The organism is Microbispora sp. NPDC046973, from assembly GCF_040644495.1.
GTDB lineage: Bacteria > Actinomycetota > Actinomycetes > Streptosporangiales > Streptosporangiaceae > Microbispora.
The window spans coordinates 58,985-80,292 of sequence record NZ_JBEYWQ010000031.1; the positions used below are offsets into that span (position 1 = coordinate 58,985).

Consider the following 21,308-nt stretch of genomic DNA (forward strand, 5'->3'; position numbering starts at 1 on the left):
ACGTCCACGGAGCGCTCCACGGCAGGCCCGCGGCATCGTTGTTGCGCCACATGAAAATCAGACCTGCGGAACCGGACGGAACGACGAACTCGAAGTTGCCGTTGGTGCCGAACCGGCTTTGGATTAAGACTGGATTGCCGCTGATGCGAGACATGATACTTCCCTTCTTCGTGCGGGCAGGATTAATGCGTGGAGTCATGACCATTGGAACGAGAAGGCCGAAAGCGTGAAAGTCGAGATGGCTGCGGCGCACTCTATGGCCTACACCCCTGCGACCGGACCGGTAGGTTGAACTCTCCCGGATCCGGTAATAACTCCCCAGGCCGGCGGGTCTTGTACTCGCGTATATGTTCCAATTGCGGTGCGGCCGGTATACTCCCAAGTCGCAAGTTCCCTCTTACCTGCAACCCAGTTTAGGACGTTCGCTGCCGAATGCACTTAAAGGTGATGGAAACAGGTCATTGGCCGCCCTCTGCGTCCGGCTCGCAATACCAGGCGCATGCATGCCCGCCATAAGCTGACTTCAATGGGCTGCCACGATCAGCTTGTTCGCGGCCGCGTGCCCACCTGGCGGCGGGCCATGTAGGAGCTCTCCGTGTTCACGATCGAGAGCGAGTTGCCCGGGAGCGCGACGGGCGTGGTCCGGGGCAACCCGGCTCGTCGCCGCCGTGATCGGACCGCACACCCGTTCTCAGCTGGTGGCGCCCCAGGTGAGGGAGAGGCCGGTGGCGGCGCGTTCGGTGCGGATCTCCATCATGCTGCCGAGGATGGTGGCATGGTCGGACACCACGGGCGTGGCGTCGAGCGTGTAGGTGATCCGGGTGCTGACGAGCACCGGGCTGCCCTGCGGCTCGCGGAGGTGGCGGGCGGCGGCGGGGTCGAGCAGACCGGGCCGGACCACCTCGGACGCCCGGGAGACCGCCACTCCCGCGTCGGCGAGGGCCGTGTAGAGGGAGACGGCGGTGAAGTCGCGGTCGCGGATCTGGTCGGCCACCGGCCGGCGGACCCAGGACACCTGGTGGACGGCCGGACGGCCCGCGAACTCGCGGACCCGCTCCAGCCGCAGGGCGGTGTCGCCGGGACGCAGCCGTAGCTCCGCGGCGACCCGGGCGGGGGCCCGGCGCACCGCCAGCCCGGTCACCGCGGTGCGCACGTCGTGGCCCTGTTTACGCAGGTCGTCGACCAGGCTGCGGAGCGAGTCGAGCTGGTACGCCAGGTGGGGCGGGGCGACGAACGTGCCCTTGCCGGGCTGCTGCACGATCAGCCTCTCGTCGCTGAGCTGCCGCAACGCCTGGCGCAGCGTCATGAGGGTCACCCCGTAGGAGGCGCTCAGCTCCCGCTGTGGCGGCAGGGCCTCACCGGGGGCGTAGTGTCCCGACCGGATCTTCGCGGCGAGGTCGGCGGCGATGGCGCGGTATCTCGCCTCGTGCCCGGCGTCGGGGGTCATCGTGGTCGGTCACACTCCTGGTCGAGGGCTTGCCGCAGGGTCGTGAGGAAGGCCCGCAGGTCGTCCGGCCCAGCCCCGTCGAGCACCCGCCGCATGACCGCGGCGCCGACCACCACGCCGTCGGCGTGCCGGCGGGCTTCACGTGCCTGGTCCGGGGTGGAAATGCCAAATCCTAGCAAGACCGGCCGGTCGGTGACGCGCCTGATCCGCTCGGTGAGCTCCGCCGCCGAGGCGGCGAGGGCGGCCCGCTCACCGGTGGTGCCCATCAGCGACACCGCGTAGACGAATCCGCGGCTGCGGCGCGAGATCTCCGCCAGCCGCGGCTGCGGCGTCGCCGGCGACGCCAGCAGGGCCGGCTCGATCCCGGCGGCTGCGGCCGCGGCCGCCAGTTCGTCCGCCTCGTGCACCGGCAGGTCGGGCACGATCAGGCCGCTGACGCCGGCCTGGCGCAGCGCGGCGCAGAAGGTCTCGGGGCCGTCGTGCAGCACCAGGTTGTAGTAGGTGCTGACGACCAGTGGCACACGCAGGTCCGGTATGCCGGACAGGTCGGCGAGGATCCGGCGGGTACTCGCCCCCCGGGCCAGTGCCGTGTCACCGGCCTGCTGGATGGTGACGCCGTCCAGCGTGGGGTCGGAGAAGGGCAGGCCGACCTCGATCGCGTCCGCTCCTGCGGCGGCGAACGCGTGCAGGTAGTCCGTCCAGCCGCGAGCGATCCCCCCGGTGACGTACGGCATGAGCAGGCCGCGGCCGGTGTCCCGGCGGGCACGCAGGTGGCGTTCGACCGCGCCCGCGGTCAGGGTGGGGTTCGTCACAGCAGCTCCTTCAGGGTTGAGACGTCCTTGTCGCCCCGGCCGGACAACGTCATCAGCACCGTCGATCCCGCGGGCAGGTCGCCGTCGCCGGCCGCGCGGATCACCCAGGCCAGGGCGTGCGCCGACTCGAGCGCCGGGACGATGCCTTCGGTGCGCGCCAGCCGTACCGCCGCGCCGACCGCCTCGTCGTCGGTCACCGTGACGTAGCGGGCCCGGCCCAGGTCGCGCAGGTGGGCGTGCTCCGGGCCGACGCCCGGGTAGTCGAGCCCGGCGGCGATGGAGTGCGCCTGGGTGATCTGCCCGTCGTCGTCCTGCAGGAACAGCGAGCGGCAGCCGTGCATGACGCCGAGCCGGCCGCGAGCCGCCCCGGCGCCACCCTCCGCCTCGACACCGACCAGGCGCGCCGGGGTGTCGGCGAATCCGGCGAACGTGCCGGCCGCGTTGGAGCCGCCGCCGACGCATGCGACCACGTAGTCGGGGACGCCGGTCCGCAGTTCGGCGGCGCACTGCCCGCGGGCCTCGTCGCCGATGATCCGCTGGAACTCCCTGACCATCCACGGGTACGGGTCCGGCCCGACGACCGAGCCGAGGCAGTAGTGGGAGTCGCCGGTCGCGCCCACCCAGTGCCGCATGGCCTCGCTGGTCGCGTCCTTGAGGGTGCGGCTGCCCGTGGTCACCGGGACCACCTCGGCGCCCAGCATGCGCATCCGGAAGACGTTCAGCGCCTGCCGCTCGACGTCGCGCTCGCCCATGAACACCGTGGCCTCCAGCCCGAGCAGCGCGGCGGCGGTCGCGGTGGCCACCCCGTGCTGGCCCGCCCCCGTCTCGGCGATCAGCCTGCGCCGTCCCATCCGGGTGGCCAGCAGGGCCTGGCCCAGCACGTTGTTGATCTTGTGGGATCCGGTGTGGGTGAGGTCCTCGCGCTTGAGGTACAGCTGCACGCCCAGCGCCTCCGACAGCCGGCGGGCCGGTGTGAGCGGGGTCGGCCGCCCGGCGTGCACGGCGAGCAGCCGCGCCAGGGCGCCGCGGAACCCCGGGTCCGCCCAGGCCTCCCGGAACGCCTCGTCCACCTCCCGGCAGGCCTCCACCAGGGACTCCGGCGCGTATCGTCCGCCGTACTCGCCGAATCGGCCCCGCGCTCGGGGCTCGCCCATCGTCCCGTCCGGCGGGACCGTCTCACGCCAGGGCAGCACGTTTCGCATGCCAGACTCCGATCGTTCTATAACTCTCTCGAGAGTTCTATAACAGTGAGTGTGACACTTGCGACGCGGACGCGCCACCACCGGTGCTCGCCACGGCAGCAGGGAGGGCCTTCGGCCACAGGCCGAGGCGGCGCCTGCTTCGAGGTGGAGCCGCGCGGCTCAGCCGCCATCGCCCCACAACAAACTGGGCGGGGCGGACGAGGATGAGCTCGTCCGACCCGCCCAGGCGCTCGTGGCGGGCCGGACGAGGATGAGCTCGCCGGCCTGCCACCTGCCGGCTACCGCACCGTCAACTTCTGGTAGTCGGCGGCGTGGGGCTGGTAGGCCGGGTTGCCGGAGTAGGCGACGTGGACCGGGTACGCCCCGGGCTGCAGATCGGCAGTCTGCAGTGTGACGACGGCCTCGCCGTCCTCCAGCGGCACGACCTGCACGGTGCCGCCGAAGGTGACGGCGACCTCGCCGGTCGGGGTCGGAGCGTTCTTCTTCTGCCCGCCCGCCGGCCCGACGGTCACGTTCAGCCTGAACGTGTCCCCCCGGACAACCGACGCCGGCGCGGTTTTCGCCTTGACCTTGACGGCGTCCGGGCCGGAGGGCACCTCGAACGACGCCGTGCCTTCCGACGCCTTCAGGTAGTCGAAGCCGAGGTACTCGGCCTTCACCGTCCGGGTGCCCGCAGGCAGACCCGTCGGCAGCGTGACCGTGGCCGCGCCGTCGTTCAGGTGGGCGAGCGTCGACCACGAGCCGATGCTGAACCGCACCTGGCCGCCGGTCTCGAACCCGTCGGCTGCCTTGACTGTGGCGGTGACCGTGGTCGTCTGGGCCCCGCTCGCGTACGGCTCGACAGCCACCTCAGTGGTGGTCGTGACGTCGCTGTTCGGGATCTTGCGGATGTCGTTCCACTCGCGGAGGGTGATCGGGATCACGGTGCCGTGACGCGGACGGACGACGCCCGCGTTGGTCATCGTGATCGCTTTGGCGTTCCAGGTCGGAGCCTCGATGTTGTCGTGGCACGCGGCCTGGTATCCGCCACCGTTCGTGTACCGGTCGGCCCAGAGGTAGAACTGGCCGGGGCAGGAGGTGTCACCGGGGTTGGCCTTGAAGATGACCGGCCCCTCGTACCCCTGGTTGGCGACCCACGTCGTGCGCCCCAGAGCCGGAGCGAGCAACGTCCAGTTGCCGATGTTGCTGTCCAGGAAGTCGGTGTGCTTCTCCGAGAAGATGTCCGAGCCCTGGTTGCCGGCCTCGTTCTTGGTCACGCGGTAGTAGTAGTCACCGACCCGGATCGCGGTCGTGTCGATCCGCGACAGAGGGGCCGGGTTCTGCCAGACCTTGGGACCGGAGAACGTCTGGAAGTCGCGTGTCGTGGCGTACCACATCTGCGCGTTCCCCTGACCGGTGCGGTTCACGGGGTCGTTCCACAGCGACTGTGCCCAGAACACGGCGTAGGCGCCGATCTCCTCGACCCACAGCGACTCGGGTGCGAAGGCGTTGCCCGCGTTGTCGGGCGCGACTTTCACGTGCCGCTGAGGAGTCCAGTGCACGAGGTCGTGCGACTCGAACACCTCGATGTACTGGGTGTCGTTGATGGCGTATCCGCCCTGGTCGTACCAGTTCAGGTCGGTGGCGATCATGTAGAACGTGTCGCCGTCGGGTGAGCGGACGATGTGCGGGTCACGAAGGCCCTGGTCGCCCAGCTGGGAGATGAGCGACGGCCGGCCTCCGGTCAGACCGGTCCAGTCCAGAGCGGTGTTTCCGTTGGACGTCGCGAACATGATCTGCTCGCCGTCGGCGATCCCCTCGCCCTTGAAGTACCCCATGAAGTACCGCTCGTACTCCTCGGAACGGGGCATGGCGGTGATGGTCACCGGGAACGACTTCGTCTTCGAGGCCGAACCCTTGGTGATGGTCGCCGTCAGGACGGCGTCGACATCCGCACGGCCGAAGGCCGGGCGGGTCACCTTACCCGTCGGAGTGACGAGGTCGGTGGTCGACTTCCAGGTGATCGTGGATCCGAACTCGCCGGCGGCAGGGAGGTCGATGTTCCCGCGCACGTCGTCGGTGGCGTACAGGGCCAGGTCGGACGTGTCACGGTCGACCGCCTGCGCGTCGTCGAACTCGGCCTTCACCACAATGGGGATCTCCCGCGTGGTGACCTCTTGAGCGCCCTTGCGGACAGTCGCCGTGAGCGTGGCTGTCGCGTCGGGCTGCCCCTTCGCGGGTCGGGTGATCCTGCCGGTCACCGCAACCTTGCGTGCGCTGGGGAGGGCCGGCGGGGTGTGGACCTCGACGACCGACGGGTCCGAACTCGTCCACGTGATGGCCGAGCCTGCCACGGAGCCCACCTTGGGCAGAACGATGTCGCGTACGATCGCACTGGTCCGGCCGAGGTCGATGGCGGCGGCGTCGGCGCGAACGCCATCGGAGACGGTCTTCTTCGCCAGGGCGAGGGTCTCGTCGAGGCTCACGGCCCGGTCGTAGACCCGGAAGTCCCGGATCGTTCCGCGGAACGAGTAGTGGCCCGACGTCTGCGAGCGAGCGAGGAAGTTGCAGTTGGTCCCCGCAGCGTTCACCGACGGCGGCGTGGTCAGGTTCGTCGACGTCGCGTGCGGCACGCCGTCGAGGTAAAGCCTGCCGGTCCAGCTCGTACCGTTCGCGTTCAGTGACTGGGTGTAGGTGACGTGCGTCCACGCCCCCTCGGGCATGCGGACCCGATTCTGCTGGAGGTTCGCCGAACCCACCGCGATGCGGAACCGCTGGGTGTTCGACGCGAAGATGGAGCCCTGGGCGCCGGTGTCGACGTCGCACGAGCCGGACTTCGCGCCGAAGCCCCACATCTGGTGCTCGCCGACGTTCGCCGGGTCGATCCACACGTCATAGTCGACGGTGAGGTTCGACATGCCGGCGGTGATGTTGTTCGGCAGCGCCACGTACGCACCGTCGAGGGCGCTCTCGTAGGAGTCGGGGTTGAACCTGACTCCATCGCCGGTCAAGGTCGCCTTCTCCGGGTGCACGAGCGTGGCGTTCGCCGCCGAGCCCGCGCTACCCGAGTTGACCAGCGTCGTCCCACTGGTCTCGTCGAGGGCGAAGTGGTGCACCAGACCCTCGTTGAGGTTCTCCTCGGCGGCGTGCGAGGGCGTCGCCGCGAACGGGACCGAGAGAAGCGCACCCAGTACCAGGCTCGCGACACCTCTGCCCTTGCGACTCAGCCTGCGACGCGACCTTTGCTGTCGCAATGTCAATTGATTCTCCTTGATCCGGTCGCTGTGGGCACGTGGGGCACGGCCCCGTCCGGGGCGGGGCCGACCGTACGCGCCGGGGAGGCGAAGCCCGAAGGGGTTTTCAGCGTGCCGGCGAGGTCCAGCATGATCAGGCCTCGTTGAGCGCTCGGACGAGACGAGGGCAGCACAGGCAAAGGTTCACCTCGTTGTGAGATGCGGGGGGACGGCGCGAACTGGGGGGATGGGGCTATATGTCGCATGTGTCCGGGTCTTGAATGCAGACACTAACCGTCAGTCCCAGCGAAAGATAGCCTCAATAGAAGCTAGCTTTGTGGGTGAACCGATGAAAGCCACGCGAGACCTGGATAAAGGCCTCATCCTTGTCAACGGAGGTCAGGCCGCTTCGGCGGCGTCGAAACTCGCGCCGGAGCCCGGCGACAAAGGAGTGCAGCTCCGGCAGGTCATCGGACTCGTCGGCCGGCTCCTGCGCCGCAGCCGACTCCTCCGGCAGGTGAAGGCACGGCGGGAGGGTTTCGAGGAGTTCGGCGACCGCGTGACTGACCGGCGCACTGCGCTGGCCCAACAGCCGTCCGGCCAGCCGTTCGTCACCGCGCTCCAGCGCTGCCGGCCTTATCGGGCGCCTTACCAGGGCCGCCTACCCCCAGGGGGCGCGTACGGTCCGTCCTGCGGACAGCGGACCGATCCCGCCGCGAACCGCTCTCGCTCCTCTCCTGCTTGCACGACGCGGAATCGCAGATGCGTGACGTGCGGTGACTCGTTCACCGTGGTCCGTTCCAGCTCGATGTGGTCGGTGCCCAGGTTGTCGAACAGCCGGGTGCCCGCACCGAGCAGCACGGGTACCAGTTGGATCTGAATCTCGTCGACCAGACCAGCTTTCACGAACTGCTGGGCGATATTCGCCCCACCCATCACAAGGACGTTCTTTTCGCCCGCCGCCTCTTGGGCATGCTTGAGCGCGCTCTGGATGCCGTCGGTGACGAAGGTGAACGTTCCACTTCTCATGACCAGCTCTTCTCGAGCTTCGTGCGTCAGCACGAAGCACGGCAGCGGGAACGGAGTGTCCCCCCACAGCCCCACTCCCACGTCAAAGGTTCGCCTGCCCACCACGACCGCTCCTGTCGCCGCGAACAGATCGTGCGATATCTCGGCGTCCGCGCTGCCTGCCGACTTCTGGGCGTCGTACGCGCCTCGATCGGCGTCGTTGTCGAAGAGCCATTCATGGAGCCGCTCGCCGCCTTGACCCATGGGCCGCTCGAAGCCGACGTCCGGGCCCGCACTGAAGCCGTCCAGTGACACTGACATGTTCAACAAGACCTTTCCCATGAGGGTTCCTCCTTGCCGGTTTTCTGATCGAGACCTTGTTCTTGCAGCCGCCACCGTTGTTCGGTGTCATCAGGCTCGCGGCGCTTCTTCTGCCGGTCAGGCCGGGTGGGCTTCCGTTCCTGCGGTCGCGCAGGGCCACGCGGGCGCGAGCGCGGCCAACAGCACGCCGGCGGTGAGAGCGAATCCCGCCGGGTATCCCACTGGTCCGGCCAGAAGGCCGAACCCGGCTGCGCCGATTCCCAGGCCGCCGTCGTAGGCAAGGTTCCACAGTGCGCTCACCTGACCGAAGCCGGACGCGGAGACACGCTCGAACATCAGCGCCAGGGTGACGTTCTGGGCCATGCCGAACCCGATCCCGAACAGCCCCATGCCGGCGACAACGGCGAGCTGGTTGTCCACCCAGACGAGCCCGGCCGCGCCGAGAGCGGCTGCGAGAACCGCAGGGACGAGCAAGCGGGCGGAGCCGTGACGGTCGCCGTACCACCCGGCGCCCCAGCGGGCGAGCGGAGCAGCGCAGGACTGCACGAGCAGGGCTGTCGCGCCCAGCTGGTACGACTCCGCAGACAGCGCCAGGGGGAGGAAGGTCAGCAGGGCGCCGGCCGCCAGAGTCACGGCGGCGAAGATGACCGCCTGTCTGGCAGGCCCATCGATGCGCAAGGCGCCGAGGACGCCGCCATGGTGCTCCACCCTGGCCGACCGGGCGGGCAGGCCGTGGACGGCGGCCAGCACGAGCAGCGACAGCGCCGCCCCTGCGAGGAAGACCGGCCAGTAGCCGATGCGCGCGATCAGCCACAGACCCAGTGGCAGGCACACGATGGACGGGACCGTGACGGCCAGGCCGTACAGTCCCAACCCCTCGCCGCGGCGCTCGGCGGGCACGAGTTCGGCGATCGCCGCCGAACCCGCCACGGAGACGATCCCGAGCCCCGCGCCACGCAGCATGCAGACACCCATCACGAGCGGCAGCGAGGATGATGCCGCCAGCACGACCGCCGGTGCCCCGAGCAGGATCAGGCCCAGCGTCATGGCCGCGCGGTATCCGTACCTGCTGAGCAGTCCAGGCACCGCGAACTCCACCAGCACGGTCGCGAGCATCATCGCGCCGGTGGACATCCCCGCGCCCACGCCGCCCGCGCCTGCGGTGGCCGTATAGAGGGGGACGACCGGCAGCAGCAGGTAAAAACTGCCGCAGGAGCCCAGCGAAGTGATCAGCAACATGGCCACGGGGCGGCTCAGGATCGACTGCGGACGCGCGACATCCGGGAGACGAGCGTCGATGCCGGTGACCGAAGACCGCCCGGCACGCCCTCGGCGACCAGATGGTCGAGACTCTGTCCCGGCACTGACCTCTTGGTGATCCATGCGCCGATCGTAGGAAGAGCACCGGTTCAGCTATAAGGTCCAGTTTCATGCCCATCGAGTGGACCGGTTCTGGGCCGGAACTCCTGCTGCGGGTCGACCGGCACCAGCCGGAACCGCTGCGCGACCAGCTCGAACGTGCAGTGCGTGAGGCCATCCGTTCCGGTCGGCTGGCGCCCGGAGAGCGACTCCCCTCCTCACGGGCTCTGGCCCGGGACCTCGGCATCTCCCGCGGTCTGGTGACCGAGTGCTATACACAGCTGCAGGCAGAGGGCTACCTCGTCACGCGACCGGGTTCGGCTACCCGGGTGGCCCCCACCGAGCACCCGTCCACGACCCCGCCGTCGCGACCTTCACCTGCCGCGCCCGTCACGATCGACTTCCGGCCCGGCGTGCCCGACCTGTCCAGCTTCCCTCGCGAGCACTGGAGCCGTGCCCTGCGCCACGCCTGCCGCGACGCACCCAGTGACCTGCTCGGCTACATCGACCCGCGCGGTAGCCCGGAGCTGCGCGAAGTAATCGCCGCCTACCTACGGCGTGTTCGTGGCGCCGCCGCAGAGGCCACCCACGTGCTCATCTGCGCCGGCTACGCGCAAGGGCTGCAACTCGTCCTCCGGGCCCTTGCGAGCGAGGGTGTGAGCGTCGTGGCCTTCGAGGACCCCAGCGACCCCGACCATCGCGCCATCGCCGCGATGCTGGGCTTGGAGGTCGTGGGTGTCCCGGTCGACGAGTGCGGGATCGACACAGGAGCGCTGGCAGCCACAGACGCGCGCGCCGTGGTGCTCACACCCGCGCATCAATCGCCCACCGGGGTCGTGCTGGCTCCTCATCGGCGACAAGCTCTGATCACCTGGGCCGCCGCCCGCAATGCGACGATCGTCGAGGACGACTACGACGCCGAGTTCCGGTACGACCGCGAACCGGTCGGCGCGCTGCAGGGCCTGGCCTCGGACCGGGTCGCGCTGCTCGGCTCTGTAAGCAAGTCACTCGCGCCCGCCCTGCGGCTCGGATGGATCGTGTCCCCACCCCACCTCGCTTCTGCTGTCGCCTGTCAGAAGAAGCTGGGCGACCGGGGCTCACCGATGTTCGACCAACTCGCCTTGGCCGACCTGGTGCAGTCGGGCCGCTATGACCGTCACCTCCGTCACATGCGTACGCGTTACGCCGCCCGCCGAGCCGCCCTCGTAGAGGCGCTCCACCGGCACGCACCCAAGGTGGAGCTGCGCGGGCCGTCCGCCGGCTTCCACACCGTCGCACAGCTACCGCCCGGCACGGACGAGCTTTCCGTAGTCGCGGCCGCCCGTAGGCGATCCGTCGGGCTGTACGGGATGAGCGCCTACCGAGTCGACCAGCGGACACGGCCCACGCAGCTCGTTCTCGGCTTTGGAAACCTGACCGCGGACGCCATCGCTGACGGCATCGAAAGCATCGCCGACCTGCTGCAGGGCAGCTGAGCGCAGAACCCGGCGCCCGCGGGGGCGCGCAATCGAGGAGTCGAAGGGATCGGGGGTCTCTGTATCAGGGCACTGCAAGAAAGGATCAACATCCGCACCAGCCCAACGGAGGGATCATGAGCGGCAAGGGGAACATCGAACGGATCGCGACCCGGCGGCTGTGGCCCGGCGGGCCGGAGGTGGGCGCCATCGGTCTTGGCTGCATGGGCATGACCTGGGCGTACGGCACCAGCGATGACGCCGAAGATCCCCGTGACGTCATCGGCAAGGCGCTCGACCTGGGCGTCAACCTCCTCGACACCGCCGACGTGTACGGGCCGTTCACCAACGAGGAGACCGTGGGGAAGGCGATCGCCGGGCGGCGTGAGGAGGTGGTGCTCGCCACCAAGGGCGGCAACGTCGCGCGTACCACCGCGGACGGCGCCCCCGCGCTCCCCGTTCCGGACGGGCGTCCCGAGCACCTGCGCGCCGCGATCGACGCATCGTTGCGACGTCTGGGCGTCGAGCACGTCGACCTGTACTACCTTCACCGGCCGGATCCGGACGTGCCGGTCGAGGACAGCATAGGCGCCATGGCCGAGATGGTGGCCGCCGGCAAAGCGCTGGCCCTCGGGGTCTCGGAATTCACCCTCGAGCAGCTCGACCGGGCGCAGGCCGTGCACCCGATCAAGGCCGTGCAGTCGGAGCTCTCGGTGTGGACCAGGGACCACCTCGCCACCTCCCTGGATTGGTGCGCCCGCCACGACGCGGCCTTCGTCGCCTACGCCCCGCTCGGCCGCGGCTTCCTGACCGGCCGGTTCCGCAATGCGGCCTTCGGCGAGGACGACTACCGTTCGCGAAACCCCCGGTTTCAACAGGAGAACCTCAAGGCCAACTTCGCCATCGTCGACAAAATCGAAGAAGTAGCCGCACGGCATGGCGCGACCGCGGCGCAGGTCGCCCTCGCTTGGACCCTGGCGCAGGGTGACCACGTCGTCCCGATCCCGGGCAGCCGGCGGCGCTCGCGCGTAGCGGAGAACGCCGCGGCGGCCTGCCTCCGGCTCACCCCGGACGATCTCGCCGAGCTGGACGCCGTGCAGGGACCGGCCGGCGCCCGGTACTGATGTCCCAAGCCCGGGAGGGAGCGCGCAGGCCGGCGGCGGTATAGGGCTGCCGGTAGGAAACGTGTCACGAGCCCGAACGACCTCCATGCCCGCAGGTCCCGGTGGCTCAGCCGGCCCGCGACCTGGGCGGCGCCGGTCAGGCGGCCGAGACCATGGGCGAGCGCGGCGGCGCTCACCCCGCAGGATGCGCTCTACCGAGGCCAGCCCGGCGCGCCGGCGGCGGGACCTGCCGCCTCTGTGGGCGGCGGGTGCCCGCACGCGTGCCGTCAGCGCTTCTTCAAGACAAGCTCGGTGTTGCGGTCACCGGGCAGGCCCGCCAGCCCGCTGCGCAGGCCGGGGGAGTTGAAGGAGAGCTCCCGGTAGAGCGCGGCGAGGCCGCCTTGGGACAGATCGGTGAAGTCGGTGCGGTGCGGCGCGGCCGACTCCACCAGCGTGGTGAACAAGGACAGCGTCCCATCGTGGTTGTCGGCCAACTCGACGACCCTCGCCAGCTGGGGGTAGTCGACGTGGGAGGCGGTGGAGATCTCCCACAGGCCGCCATGAGGGACGATCTTGTTCAGGTGGGAGTGACCGTTGATCCACGCGGCCACGTTGCCGTGCTTCCTCAGCACGGCCAGCAACTCCTGCCCGCCGTGGCGCTTCTCGTCCGGGCGGGCCGGATTGGGGGCGAGGTTGGTCATGGCCCAGCTCGGGTGATGACTGAAGATCAGCGCGGTGTCGTCGGCGTGGGTCTTCAGGGTCCGCTCCAGCCAGGCCAGCTGCCGGCTGCCGACCGATCCCCGGTAGTCGCCGCCGCGGTCGGTGGTGTCCAGGCTGATGCCGACGACCCCGTCGGCGATCCGGAAGGAGTAGTCCAGCCGGCCGCTGTCGAGATTGTCCCGGGTGTAGCCGTGGCCGACAGGTCCCGCGCCGGTGTACGCCGGGTCGAGGTGAGCGGCGATGTAGGCGTGCGGGCTGACCGGGGCGCGGCGCTCGTCGGCGGTGACCGTGCGGGCCTTGCCCCTGTAGTGCTTCCACGCGGCACGGAAGCGGGCGCCCGTGGGGTCACCGCGGCGCAGTGCCTGGTAGACGGCGCCGGCCTCGGAGGCGGGCAGGGCGAACAGCTTGCGCGAGCCGGTGGCCAGGTCGGCGAAGAAACCGCCGGCTGCGGAATAGGCGCCGCCGAAGAGCTGGTCGTGGTTGCCGATGGTGGAATACCACGGCACGGCCAGGCCGGGGCTGCTCACCTCGCGGATGGCCGCCTCCAGAAAGCCGTCGAGGCGAGGGAACCCCATCCGCTTGTCGACGTCGCGCATGCCGGAATCGGGCTGCCAGTAGAGGCCCAGGCCGGAGTTCTGCACGCCTTCATACGCGCCGGGGTCGCCGGTGTTGGGCGTGAAGCGGCCGCCGGTCATGGCGGTGAGGAACCACTCCAGCTCGATCCGGGAGTTGTTGTCGGTGTTGTCACCCGTGGTCATGACGAAGCCGATCGGCGCCCGGGTGGCCGGGCCGTACCGCAGGGTGTTGACCTGTTCGATCAATGAGACGGCGCCGACGGCGGTCAACGCCTCCTGCGGCCGCCAGGAGCCCATGTCTCCCGCGCGCAGGAACTCATAGCGCTGCGGGTTCTGCACGTCGGTGATGTGCAGATCGGTGAACTGGACGAAGCAGGCCAGCGTCGTGCGGCGTTCGGCCCTGCCCTTCTTGGCCTCGGCCAGGTCGGTGCGTGTCACCCGCCGCCAGCCGGGGCCGTCGGACAGCCTGCGGTATCCGCCGGTGCCGTGCGGGCGGGCGACGGTGCGGACCGTCGTCATGGGCGTCGTGGCCGAGGGCGTCACGGCCGAGGAGACGGCCGGTGTGGCGGAAAGCGCGATCTCCAGTCCGATGCCTGAGGCGGTCATTCCGGAGGCGAGGAGGAAGGCGCGGCGGCTGAGGGCGGGATCCATGATGCTCCCCAGTGATGGCGTCGGGGCGAACGTCCACTGGGGATGTTTGACAACGGGAATGACTCCCGGCCTAACACGACTGAAACGCTGTCCAGCCATATATGGCCTAGAAATAGCCGTATGTGATGCGGACACCTGGGGGCAGCGGGCCGGAAGCCTGCCGCTTTCCTGTCGTTCAGAAGAGCGCGGTCTCGGGCTCGCGAGGCCCGCCACGGCCCGGCCGGGCGGCCGGCGCGCGACGGGCGCCTCCGCAGCCTTCCGAAGGTCCCGTCGTGGACGCGCACCTCGCCGTCGCCACGGGAGATCAGAGGTACGTTGATGTCACGCCACCAGTTCGGCCAGGAACGTCAGCCCTGCATGGAGCGACGGACCGGCGCCGAAGATGTTCACGGCGTTCGAGTAACTGTTGGTGAACCAGGAGATGCCGAGATCGTGGCGGCCGCGGCCCGCAGCGCGTCGGTCACCGCTCGCGGGCACTATCGGCGCAACATCCCGTCCAGAACATTGAGCCCGAAATCGCTGCTCGTCCACCGGCGATTCGGCGCGGCTCCTGTCCGAGGGGCCCTGCTCACTGGTAGATCACCCCACAACTATTGAGTTTCCGGATGTTACTCCTGATTGTCGCGTTCGTTCTTGGCGCAGACCATTTGTTCGGTTCGCCACCAGAGACGGCATTGCGGGCCTTGGCCGAGGCTCATCGGCCGTATATGCGAGGGGCTCTTCCTCCGTGATGGTCAGGAGACTTCCGCCGTCCGGGCCGGGTGAGCGCCACGGGAAAGCACACTACCGGCACCCTCTGAGGTCGTACGGCGGTCGCTGTATTGAAATGCGGTCATAAATTCTCGAAAGGGACTTTCGCCCACTTAGACCGTCGTGGAATGCCGGCTGTTCGTGCACGCCGGGTCACGCCGCAGAAGGTTTGCGATCAGGTCACGAAGGCGGCCAAGCGGCCTCACGTTGACTAGCCTCACCGGCATGCCCGTTGCCTCGATTCCCAGCCCTTCCCAAGGGGTCTGGTATCTCGGATTCATCCCGATCCGGGCCTATGCATTGTGTTTCATCGTCGCGATCGTCTTCGCCACCTGGCTGAGCGAGCGCCGCTGGCGCGCCCGCGGCGGCGAGAAGAACGCGATCAGCGACATCGCGGTCCCCGCAGTGATCTTCGGTCTGATCGGCGCTCGCCTCTACCACGTCATCACCGACTGGCAGACCTACTTCGGCCCGCGCGCGATCAAGGAGCCCTACCGGGCGCTGTTCATCTGGGAAGGCGGGCTCAGCATCTGGGGCGCGGTCGCCCTGGGAGGCGTGGGCGTGTGGCTGGCCTGCCGCCGCCGGGGGCTGTCTCTGGGCGCCGTGGCCGACACGGTCGCGCCCGGCATCGCGTTCGGGCAGGCGATCGCCCGCTGGGGCAACTGGTTCAACCAGGAGCTGTACGGCAGTCCGACCACGTTGCCGTGGGGCCTGGAGATCGACCAGGCGCACGGGGGCGAGCCAGGCGTGCTCTACCACCCGACGTTCCTGTACGAGTCGCTGTGGGACGCGGCGCTCGGTTTCGGACTGATCCTGGTCGGCAGGCGGTTCACGCTGCGCCACGGCCGCCTGTTCGCCCTCTACGTCGCCGGCTACACGTTCGGGCGGTTCTGGATCGAGGGGCTGCGGATCGACCCGGTGGGCGGCGTGGACCACGCGGTGACGTTCCTGGGGCTGCGGATCAACCAGTGGACATCGATCGTGCTGTTCATCGGTGCGCTCGTCTACCTCTGGATGACTCGGGACAAGGACACCGAACAGATCGTGGTGCCGGCCTCACACCACCAGGCCTCGCACGAGGAGAACGGCGGGCAGGCCTCCGATTCGATCGAGAGCACCTGACGCGGCCCGGGCTCTCCCTACAGCGGTTCTGCTGGCCCGGGGCCGCCGTCAGGTGCGGGCCGCCGGGCCTGCGGGACGATCAGCCCCGTCTCGTAGGCGAGGATGACGGCCTGCGTCCGATCACGCAGTTTCAGTTTCGCCAGAATCCGGCTCACATGCGTCTTCACGGTCTCCTCCGTGATCACGAGCCGGCCGGCGATCTCCGCGTTGGACAGGCCGCGTGCCATCAGCCGCAGGACCTGCGTCTCGCGCGTCGTGAGCGTGCCGAGTTCGGGAACGGGCGTGTCCTGCGCCTGCGGACGGACCCGGGCGAACTCGGCGATCAGACGGCGGGTCACATTCGGCGCGAGGAGGGCGTCCCCACGTGCGACGACCCGCACCGCTTCGAAGAGGGTCTCGGCGGTGACGTCCTTGAGCAGGAAGCCGCTGGCGCCGGCGCAGAGCGCGTCGTAGACGTAATGGTCCAGGTCGAACGTCGTCAGGATGAGGACACGGGTGCTCCCGGGCTGCGCGCCGGTGAGCTCCCGGGTGGCGGTGATGCCGTCCATGCCGGGCATGCGCACGTCCATCAGCACGACGTGCGGGCACAGATCCGAGCAGATCCGGAGCGCCTGCGCCCCGTCGGAGGCGGTGCCGACCACCGTGAAGTCGGGCTGGGTGTCCAGCAGTGCGGCGAATCCGGTGCGGACCACAAGGTGATCGTCAGCGACGACGATCCGGATGTCTGGCGGCAAAGTGGTCACCGAAGGCGCTCCATCTCGACATCCACCGTGTCCACCGTGCCGTACCGGGCCTGGCCCACCCTGGTCGGCAGGCAAGCTTCGATCAGGAAGCCGCCGTTCGGCGCGGGGCCGGAGCTCAGCCGGCCGCCGACCGCGGCGGCTCGCTCGCGCATCCCCAGCAGCCCGTGCCCGCCGCCGGACGACGCCTCGCGCGGTCCTGGCCCGTTGTCGCGGATCCGCAGGCGCAGCGCCTCGTCCGTGTAGACCAGTTCGACGTCGACCGCGGCGCCGGGCGCGTGCCGCAGCGCGTTGGTCAGGGCTTCCTGGACGATGCGGAAGGCGGCCAGTTCGACGCCGGAGTCGAGGGTCACCGGCCGGCCCCGCATGATCAGCCTCGTTCCGGCGCCGCCGGTGTTCCGGACGTCGTCGAGCAGTTCGTTGAGCTGCCCCAGGTCAGGCTGCGGGTGGCGGTCCTCGGCGCCCTCGATGTCGGTGTCCTCCCGGAGCACGCCGAGCAGCCGCCTCATCTCGGTCAGCGCGGCCCGCGCGGCGTCGCCGATCTCCGACAGGCGCTGCGCCCCGACGGCCGGCATGCCGGGAGTGGTCAGCCGGGCCGTCTCCGCCTGCACCGCGACCACGGAGATGTGGTGCGCGACGACGTCGTGCAGCTCGCGGGCGATGCGCGCCCGCTCACCGCGGGCCGTGTGCTCCAGCAAACGGCTCATGATCGCCTCCCGGGCCGCGCCGTGCTGTTCGGCGTCGACCTGCGCCCGCTGGACGAAACCGGCCCAGGCCGCGACCGGGGTGACCGAGGCCAGCACGGCGGTGAGGACCTCGACCTCGCGCCCCGGAGCGCCGAACAGCGCCAGCAGGAGGAACACGACGGCTGCGGCCGGAGTGAGCAGCAGGGCGAGGCCGTGCCGAGGGCCCGTCAGGCCGAGCCGGTAGAAGACGATCAGGGTGGCGCAGAGCCCCGCCACGGTCAGCGTGTGGAAGCCCGCCGACGACAGGACGGCGACGGCGGAGACGACCGCCGCGGCCACGGTGGGGGGCAGGAAGGTGAGCGGCAGTGTGCCGGCCAGCCCGAGCAGGCAGAACACCAGGAGGTTCGACAGGCTCCAGCCGGAGATCACGGCGCGCCAGATGGATTCGGCCGTCGCCGCGCCGCCGAGCAGCATGCCGGTCACGGCCGGAAACTGTGGGCCGGCCCCGATCTGCCGCCCCCTTCTCGCCACGCCGCCACTCGTCAGGCCCATGCCCTCATTGTGTCTGTTCCGGCCGTCTTGGCGGTCCCGCTCGGCCGCAAACGCCGCCGCCCGGAGCGGCCGGTGACGAGCCCGATCCGGACGGCGTGCTCGAGCTGATCCCCTGGTAGGGACGTTCGTCGTCGCTCCCACGAGGGACATCGCGCCGAGAACCTCGCTCGTTCCGGGGACGGCGAGGATGGCACTGCTCCGCGATGTCCGGGGCGGCCCGCGTCCATAGCCTTGATCTCGTGGAAGCAACCATCGAAGTCCGCGGTCTGCGCAAGTGCTTCGGGCGCACCGTGGCCCTGGACGGGATGACGTTCAGCGTCCGGCCCGGTCTGGTCACGGGGTTCGTCGGCCCCAACGGGGCCGGGAAGTCCACGACGATGCGGGTGATCCTCGGGTTGGACTCGGCCGACGAGGGCACCGCGTTGATCGGCGGGAAGCCGTACCGCAGCCTCCGGCGCCCGCTGAGCCACGTGGGCTCGCTGCTGGACGCGGCCGCGCTCCATCCGAGCCGGAGCGCTCGCGGCCATCTGCTCTGGCTGGCCCACTCCCAGGGCATGGCCGCACGGCGGGTGGACGAGGTGCTCGACATGGTCGGTCTGACGTCGGCGGCCCGCCGTAAGGCCGGTGGCTACTCCCTGGGCATGCGGCAGCGGCTCGGGATCGCCGCGGCGCTGCTGGGCGACCCGGCGACGGTGATGCTCGACGAGCCGTTCAACGGCATGGATCCCGAAGGCATCGTCTGGATCCGCGGCTTCCTGCGGTCGCTGGCCGCCCAGGGCCGCGCCGTCCTGGTGTCCAGCCATCTGATGAGCGAGCTGCAGGACACCGCCGACCATCTGGTGGCGGTCGGCCGCGGCAAGGTCATCGCCGACGCCGGCGTGGCCGACCTCATCGAAGCCGCTTCCGGGAGCTGGGTCGCCGTGCGTACCGCCGCCTCGCACGACACGATGCGGGTGCTCGCCGAGGCCGGTGCCACCGTGGCGGCCATCGGCCGGGACACCCTCACCGTCTCAGGGCTCGCCCCGGACCGCATCGTGACCGTCCTGAACGGGGCGGCGGTGCCGTTCTCCGAGGTGTCGGCGCACCGGGCGAGCCTCGAAGAGGCCTACATGGAGCTGACCCGCAACGCGGTCGAGTTCCGGGCCGCGGGGTCCGCGGAGGTGGCGCGGTGACCGTCACCGTGACCTCCCGCCCGCCCCGCCGGAAGACCGGGGGGGACGGCTTCCTCCAGCTGCTGCACGCCGAATGGACCAAGTTCCGGACGGTCACGGGCTGGGTCAACGGCATGCTGGTCGCGGCGCTGCTGGTGGTGGTGTTCGCCGTGCTCGCCGGACTCAGCAGCGACCAGAAGGGCGCACCGCCCGTCCCGATCGGTCCGGGCGGACAGCCGGTCACCGACAGCTTCTACTTCGTGCACCAGCCGCTCGCAGGGGACGGCACCGTCACCGTCTCGGTGTCCGAACTCCAGAGCCGCATCGCCAGTGGCCGCGGTGCTGCGCTGCCCGGGAGTGTGCCGTGGGCGAAGGCCGGGCTCATCATCAAGGAGAGCACCCGCCAGGGATCAGCCTACGCGGCGATCATGGTCACCGGCGGCCACGGCGTGCGGATGCAGGACGCCTACGTCCACGACACGGCAGGCCCCTCCGGCGTGAGCTCCGCCGAGTCCCCTCGCTGGCTGCGGCTGGAGCGCGCGGGCGACACCGTCTCCGGCTACGCCTCTGCCGACGGCGCGGACTGGGCCATGGTGGGCACCACGCGGGTGAGCGGGCTCGGACAGACCGCGCAGGTCGGGTTGTTCGTCGCGTCCCCGCCCGCCGTGGAGGGCTTGGGAACGGTCGGCACCATCTCGACGGCCGTCTTCGGCGACCCGCGCTTGCAGGGCGGCTGGACCGGTGGCGAGTGGACCGGCGAGGCGGTGGGACGCCACTCGCCCACCTTCGCCGGATACCCGGATGGCGGGACGGGGTCCTTCACCCGGTCCGGTGGCCGGTTCATCGTGACCGGTGCCGGCGACATCGCGCCCGCCGTCCGCGAGACGCTGCCGACCGGCGGCACCCTCCGGGACATCCTCACCGGCACGTTCGCCGCGCTGATCGCGGTGATCGTCGTGGGGGCGCTGTTCATCACCGCCGAGTACCGGAACAAGATGATCCACATCACCCTGGCCGCCAGCCCGAAGCGGAGCCGGGTGCTGGTGGCCAAGGCGATCGTCGTGGGGGCGGTCAGCTTCGTCGCCGGGCTGGTGGGGGCGGTGCTCGCGGTGCCGATCGGAAAGAAGCTCGCCGGGGACAACGGCGTCTACATCTTCCCGGTGGACTCCTCGGCCGAACTGCGGGTGGCGCTCGGGACGGCGGCGCTGCTCGCGACCGCCTCGGTCCTGGCCCTGGCCGCCGGCGCCGTCTTCCGGCACAGCGCCGGCGCGGTCACCAGCGTCATCGTGGCGATCGTGCTGCCCTACATCGTCATCGCCATCCCGTTCATGCCCGCGAGCGTGACGGACTGGCTGGCCCGGGTGACGCCGGGGGCGGCGTTCGCCGTTCAGCAAACGCTCGTGGAGTACCCCCAGGTCGCGATCCACTACACGCCCTACAACGGCTATTACCCGCTGGCGCCGTGGGCCGGGTTCGCCGTCCTGGCCGCCTACGCGGTGGTGAGCCTGGGCGTGGCCGGCGTTCTGCTCAACCGGCGGGACGCATGAGGTCCGCCCTGCACGCGGAATGGACGAAGACACGCACCGTCGCCGGCCCGCTGTGGCTGCTGCTCGGCACCGTCGCGGCGACGGTGGCCCTGAGCGCAGGCGCGACGTCGATGGTGAGATGCACCGCCGACGGCTGCGGCGGCGACACGCCCAAGCTCACCCTCACAGGTGTCTACCTCGCCCAGGCGCTGGTGGCCGTCCTCGCGGTGCTGTTCATCAGCGGGGAGTACAGCTCCGGCATGATCCGCACCACCCTGACGGCGGTGCCGCGGCGGGCGACCGTCTTCGCGGCCAAGGCCGTCACCCTCACCGGCGTCGTGGCCGTCGGCGGGACCGTCGCCGTCCTCGGGGCGGTGTTCGCCGGGCGGCTCATCCTGCCCGACCTCGGCGACCGGGCTCTGTCGCTGTCCGACGGGCCGACGCTGCGTGCGGTCTTCGGGACGGTCCTCTACCTGATCCTGATCGGCCTGCTAAGCCTCGGTGTCGCGACCGCCGTGCGAGACTCCGCCACCGGCGCCGGCGTCGTCCTGGGCCTTCTCTACATCGTCCCCATCGTCGCCCAGACCATCGGCGACCCTGACTGGCGGCACGTCGTGGAGAAGATCGCACCGATGAGCGCCGGGCTGGCCATCCAGGCAACCACCGATCTGGGCGGCCTGCCCCTCAGCCCCTGGGCCGGGCTCGGGGTGACCGCCGGGTGGGCCGCCGCGGCGCTGCTGGCCGGCGGCCTGCTGCTGTGGAAGCGCGATGCCTAGTGCTGTGGACGGAAGCGATCACGGGGGCGTACGCGGACAGCAGGGTGATCGGGGCCTCTACGTGACTGGGCGGGCTCGGTCGTGTACCGCCCCCGCCGTTTCAGGTCCGCCGGGTGCTGATCGCGGGTGGTGCCGGCGCTC

General features: G+C 70.1%; 17 protein-coding genes. 6 read left to right on the forward strand and 11 right to left on the reverse strand.

Annotated features, from left to right (window positions below; genetic code table 11):
- Positions 1-691: 691 nt before the first annotated feature.
- The 7 genes from ABZ860_RS35740 to ABZ860_RS35770 all read right to left on the reverse strand — a co-directional run bounded on the left by ABZ860_RS35740 (position 692) and on the right by ABZ860_RS35770 (position 9,241).
- Positions 692-1,447: a GntR family transcriptional regulator gene (locus ABZ860_RS35740; protein WP_357229081.1), complete on the reverse strand. Its 756-nt coding sequence runs from the start codon at positions 1,445-1,447 to the stop codon at positions 692-694.
- Complete coding sequence (gene trpA, locus ABZ860_RS35745) at positions 1,444-2,259, reverse strand: tryptophan synthase subunit alpha (RefSeq protein WP_357229084.1); 816 nt, start codon at positions 2,257-2,259, stop codon at positions 1,444-1,446. Before trpA ends, ABZ860_RS35740 begins: the two co-directional genes overlap by 4 nt.
- On the reverse strand, positions 2,256-3,461 hold the full coding sequence (gene trpB / locus ABZ860_RS35750; RefSeq protein ID WP_357229086.1) for a tryptophan synthase subunit beta: 1,206 nt from the start codon (positions 3,459-3,461) through the stop codon (positions 2,256-2,258). Before trpB ends, trpA begins: the two co-directional genes overlap by 4 nt.
- A 278-nt stretch (positions 3,462-3,739) precedes the next feature.
- On the reverse strand, positions 3,740-6,700 hold the full coding sequence (locus ABZ860_RS35755; RefSeq protein WP_357229089.1) for an immunoglobulin-like domain-containing protein: 2,961 nt from the start codon (positions 6,698-6,700) through the stop codon (positions 3,740-3,742).
- Positions 6,701-6,992: 292 nt separating this feature from the next.
- Positions 6,993-7,262: a hypothetical protein gene (locus tag ABZ860_RS35760; RefSeq protein WP_357229091.1), complete on the reverse strand. Its 270-nt coding sequence runs from the start codon at positions 7,260-7,262 to the stop codon at positions 6,993-6,995.
- Positions 7,263-7,321: 59 nt separating this feature from the next.
- The gene (locus ABZ860_RS35765; protein WP_357229093.1) at positions 7,322-8,023 is read right to left on the reverse strand and encodes a dihydrofolate reductase family protein; all 702 of its coding nucleotides are present in this window, start codon (positions 8,021-8,023) and stop codon (positions 7,322-7,324) included.
- A 96-nt stretch (positions 8,024-8,119) separates the two neighbouring features.
- A complete protein-coding gene (locus ABZ860_RS35770) occupies positions 8,120-9,241 on the reverse strand; it encodes an MFS transporter (RefSeq protein WP_357229130.1) in 1,122 nt (373 codons plus the stop codon).
- Between the two features lie 191 nt (positions 9,242-9,432).
- Here ABZ860_RS35770 and ABZ860_RS35775 point away from each other — a divergent pair, with 191 nt between their 5' ends.
- Both ABZ860_RS35775 and ABZ860_RS35780 read left to right on the forward strand, forming a co-directional pair.
- On the forward strand, positions 9,433-10,836 hold the full coding sequence (locus ABZ860_RS35775) for a PLP-dependent aminotransferase family protein (RefSeq protein WP_357229096.1): 1,404 nt from the start codon (positions 9,433-9,435) through the stop codon (positions 10,834-10,836).
- Between the two features lie 116 nt (positions 10,837-10,952).
- Complete coding sequence (locus tag ABZ860_RS35780) at positions 10,953-11,939, forward strand: aldo/keto reductase (protein ID WP_357229098.1); 987 nt, start codon at positions 10,953-10,955, stop codon at positions 11,937-11,939.
- A 266-nt stretch (positions 11,940-12,205) separates the two neighbouring features.
- Here the strand turns inward: ABZ860_RS35780 and ABZ860_RS35785 are convergent, their stop codons facing one another.
- Complete coding sequence (locus ABZ860_RS35785) at positions 12,206-13,864, reverse strand: TIGR03767 family metallophosphoesterase (protein ID WP_357229100.1); 1,659 nt, start codon at positions 13,862-13,864, stop codon at positions 12,206-12,208.
- A gap of 321 nt (positions 13,865-14,185) precedes the next feature.
- Entirely contained in the window at positions 14,186-14,341 is a 156-nt protein-coding gene (locus tag ABZ860_RS35790) for a hypothetical protein (RefSeq protein WP_357229103.1), read from the reverse strand.
- A 498-nt stretch (positions 14,342-14,839) separates the two neighbouring features.
- On the opposite strand from ABZ860_RS35790, the gene lgt reads away from it, so the two are divergent.
- Complete coding sequence (gene lgt, locus ABZ860_RS35795) at positions 14,840-15,736, forward strand: prolipoprotein diacylglyceryl transferase (RefSeq protein ID WP_357229105.1); 897 nt, start codon at positions 14,840-14,842, stop codon at positions 15,734-15,736.
- A 17-nt stretch (positions 15,737-15,753) separates the two neighbouring features.
- Here lgt and ABZ860_RS35800 read toward each other — a convergent pair whose 3' ends face one another.
- Positions 15,754-16,470 carry a response regulator transcription factor gene (locus ABZ860_RS35800; protein ID WP_357229133.1) on the reverse strand — a complete coding sequence of 239 codons (717 nt, stop codon included), beginning with the start codon at positions 16,468-16,470 and terminating at the stop codon, positions 15,754-15,756.
- A 5-nt stretch (positions 16,471-16,475) separates the two neighbouring features.
- Entirely contained in the window at positions 16,476-17,714 is a 1,239-nt protein-coding gene (locus ABZ860_RS35805; protein ID WP_357229108.1) for a histidine kinase, read from the reverse strand.
- Positions 17,715-17,953: 239 nt separating this feature from the next.
- Between ABZ860_RS35805 and ABZ860_RS35810 the strand changes: the two genes are divergently transcribed.
- Genes ABZ860_RS35810 through ABZ860_RS35820 form a run of 3 tightly spaced genes read left to right on the forward strand, consistent with a single transcriptional unit; the run spans position 17,954 to position 21,167 of the window.
- The gene (locus ABZ860_RS35810) at positions 17,954-18,886 is read left to right on the forward strand and encodes an ATP-binding cassette domain-containing protein (protein WP_357229111.1); all 933 of its coding nucleotides are present in this window, start codon (positions 17,954-17,956) and stop codon (positions 18,884-18,886) included.
- Positions 18,883-20,412, forward strand: coding sequence for an ABC transporter permease subunit (locus tag ABZ860_RS35815; RefSeq protein ID WP_357229114.1), 1,530 nt, complete (start codon positions 18,883-18,885; stop codon positions 20,410-20,412). The genes ABZ860_RS35810 and ABZ860_RS35815 overlap by 4 nt, the downstream gene beginning before the upstream one ends.
- The gene (locus tag ABZ860_RS35820; RefSeq protein WP_357229117.1) at positions 20,409-21,167 is read left to right on the forward strand and encodes an ABC transporter permease; all 759 of its coding nucleotides are present in this window, start codon (positions 20,409-20,411) and stop codon (positions 21,165-21,167) included. Before ABZ860_RS35815 ends, ABZ860_RS35820 begins: the two co-directional genes overlap by 4 nt.
- Positions 21,168-21,308 lie beyond the last annotated feature (141 nt).

Bases quoted from the DNA above. Each gene is read 5' to 3' on its own strand.
- ABZ860_RS35765 (WP_357229093.1), bottom strand. From the start codon at position 8,023: ATGGGAAAGGTCTTGTTGAACATGTCAGTGTCACTGGACGGCTTCAGT.
- ABZ860_RS35740 (WP_357229081.1), bottom strand. From the start codon at position 1,447: ATGACCCCCGACGCCGGGCACGAGGCGAGATACCGCGCCATCGCCGCC.
- ABZ860_RS35780 (WP_357229098.1), top strand. From the start codon at position 10,953: ATGAGCGGCAAGGGGAACATCGAACGGATCGCGACCCGGCGGCTGTGG.
- ABZ860_RS35775 (WP_357229096.1), top strand. From the start codon at position 9,433: ATGCCCATCGAGTGGACCGGTTCTGGGCCGGAACTCCTGCTGCGGGTC.
- lgt (WP_357229105.1), top strand. From the start codon at position 14,840: ATGCCCGTTGCCTCGATTCCCAGCCCTTCCCAAGGGGTCTGGTATCTC.
- ABZ860_RS35805 (WP_357229108.1), bottom strand. From the start codon at position 17,714: ATGGGCCTGACGAGTGGCGGCGTGGCGAGAAGGGGGCGGCAGATCGGG.
- ABZ860_RS35770 (WP_357229130.1), bottom strand. From the start codon at position 9,241: ATGTTGCTGATCACTTCGCTGGGCTCCTGCGGCAGTTTTTACCTGCTG.
- ABZ860_RS35820 (WP_357229117.1), top strand. From the start codon at position 20,409: ATGAGGTCCGCCCTGCACGCGGAATGGACGAAGACACGCACCGTCGCC.
- ABZ860_RS35785 (WP_357229100.1), bottom strand. From the start codon at position 13,864: ATGGATCCCGCCCTCAGCCGCCGCGCCTTCCTCCTCGCCTCCGGAATG.
- trpB (WP_357229086.1), bottom strand. From the start codon at position 3,461: ATGCGAAACGTGCTGCCCTGGCGTGAGACGGTCCCGCCGGACGGGACG.